The organism is Schnuerera sp., from assembly GCF_035459645.1.
GTDB lineage: Bacteria > Bacillota > Clostridia > Tissierellales > Tepidimicrobiaceae > Schnuerera.
Map to the genome: position 1 here is coordinate 1 of NZ_DATHXO010000361.1, position 2,337 is coordinate 2,337.

A 2,337-nucleotide genomic window follows, 5' to 3' on the forward strand; every position below is an offset into this window, starting at 1 on the left:
ATTTCTTCTACATTTAAAACTCTATCTTCATCTATGTCTAAGGGCTTAAACGGATAGCATATTCCACACCTAAATCCTTCACGTTCAGCATAACCAACTGTAGAATCATACATTAGTCCAGCTTTCTCCCAATAAGTTAAGTGCCTGGCACCGTTGACTGTTAAATTATTACTCTATTCAATACAAAAGCTATTAAAGTATTTCAAATATTTTAATCCCTTAAATAAGTCGCTAAACTTGGCTCTTGTACAATGTACAACATAATAAAAAAAGATAGCATCCAAGAAATCTCTCATTACTATATCCTCAATCATTTTCAATGTAATTTTCTGAATATTTAATAAGTTATTAAGTTAAGTGCCTGGCACCGTTGTTTCTGTTCGTTGTTTCTGTTATAAAGATATAAGCATAATTAATAAAATTTGAATATAAAAAAATCTAAAATTGAAATTAAATATATTCTAGGCTAGAAAAATAAAAAAACCATCATTTTATCTAGGAAATTAAAAATTTAAAAGTAGAGCAAGTTGAAAAAGACACAGCAAAGCTAGGGTTAACACTTTAACCCCAAAATATGATAAAAATTAAAAGATAATATCTAGTTTAATTATGAAGCTCTTTTAAACTTAGACAAAGATCTGATTTTATCTTTCTGGTTATCAGCAATAGCTGCAAGGGCTAGAGATAAAAGTGTAATATGACCTAAAGTATTTAAATTGGTAATAGAATTAATATTTCGTACTGTAGGTTTTTCAAGGTTTAGGTTTTTCCATCTTGAATTGTATCTTTCAGACTCTGTCCTTAAGGCATAGATTTTTTTAAAAAAGATTGATTCACGATTTATAGAAGCTCGATAATCAGTACCAATTGAAATATATCTGGTACAGCCACGGTTTTTCTTGCCATTAAAGTATTTAGGATGCTTACAAGGGCATAAAGAATCATCTTTCTTAGTTCTAAAAGGACAACAAAACTTTTGTTTAATATAAGAGTCAAAGTATTGTTTTCCATCCTTGTGCATAGCAAGGCCTGCTTCACAAATGATATTAGTATCATTTAACATCTTTTTTTTCTTGGTGTTGCGGGGGTTAATTGGGATAAATGCATGACCTTTAAGGTCGTATCTAATATAATTGTAAATTTCCTTAGTATCATATGCTTTATCACCAATGAAATAGGTTTCTTTAAGAGAAAACCATTTATTAGTTTCTTTTAAGAAATCAATAACAATAGATGATTCAGAAACATTAGCAGTAGTTGTCTTTTCAGCAATAGGTAGGCCAGAGATAGCATCTGTAAGAACAATATTTTGATAGCCCCAATAAAACTCATACTTCTTTTCATTATGGGAATTAGACGCAGTATGGACTCCTAGCTTACAGTCTGGGTCTGATTTAGGGGGATTATCTTTACTAAATTTATTACTAGCAAAAGATTTAGCATTATTTTGTTTAGTGTTGGCAAATACAGGAGTTCCATCACACGAAACAAAAGAATTATCTATAAACTCAAGTTCATTGAGTCTTAATACCTGGGATTCCATGACCTCTTTTAAGAGTTCATTATCTAAATTCTTAATAAATCTTTGAAAGACAGAATAAGAAGGTAAAGGTTTAAAAGGTTCAAAACCACATAAATATGCAATATATGGATTAGTATCAAGAAAACTAAGTAGTTCGGTAATCTTAGCCAGTTTTTCAGTTTTCATAACAATAAAAGATCTAAAAAGAGCATGAAGACTGTAACCAGTAGGGCCAAACTTAGATGTATGATACTTTGGGAATTTAGATAAATCAATGACATCAAAGATTTTTTCATAAAACTTTGTTTTACTATTAGATGCAAATAAATCAATATTATTAAAGATTAATTGACGTTCATACAAGGGCTTCGCCTCCTTAATATAATATTTGGTCGTACTTATATTATTCGAGATAAAGAGGCGAAAACCCTTTTTGAAAATAGAAATATTTTTGGAGTGATAAGAAAAAATCACTGCTTACGAGACAGTGATTCCAAGCGTTAGAAGTTATGATTAACGCTAAATTAGAATTTATGGAGGTGATTTTTTGCGAGCATACGAAAATAAAGAAGAACTCAAAACTGAAATAAATAAAACATTTGAGAAATATATTTCAGAATTTGATAATATTCCAGAAAACTTAAAAGATAAGAGAGTTGATGAAGTTGATAGAACTCCAGCAGAAAATCTTGCTTATCAGGTGGGATGGACAACCTTAGTACTTAAATGGGAAGAAGATGAAAGAAAGGGGCTTCAAGTAAAGACACCATCGGATGGATTTAAATGGAATCAACTTGGTGAATTATATCAGTGGT

The 2,337-nt window shown here is 30.2% G+C and carries 2 protein-coding genes; one reads left to right on the forward strand and one right to left on the reverse strand.

What is annotated here, in order from left to right:
* Positions 1-607: 607 nt before the first annotated feature.
* Positions 608-1,885, reverse strand: coding sequence for a transposase (locus tag VK998_RS08430; protein WP_325227585.1), 1,278 nt, complete (start codon positions 1,883-1,885; stop codon positions 608-610).
* Positions 1,886-2,069: 184 nt separating this feature from the next.
* Here VK998_RS08430 and VK998_RS08435 point away from each other — a divergent pair.
* The coding region (locus VK998_RS08435; RefSeq protein WP_325227586.1) for a ClbS/DfsB family four-helix bundle protein at positions 2,070-2,337 on the forward strand (268 nt) is incomplete at its 3' end.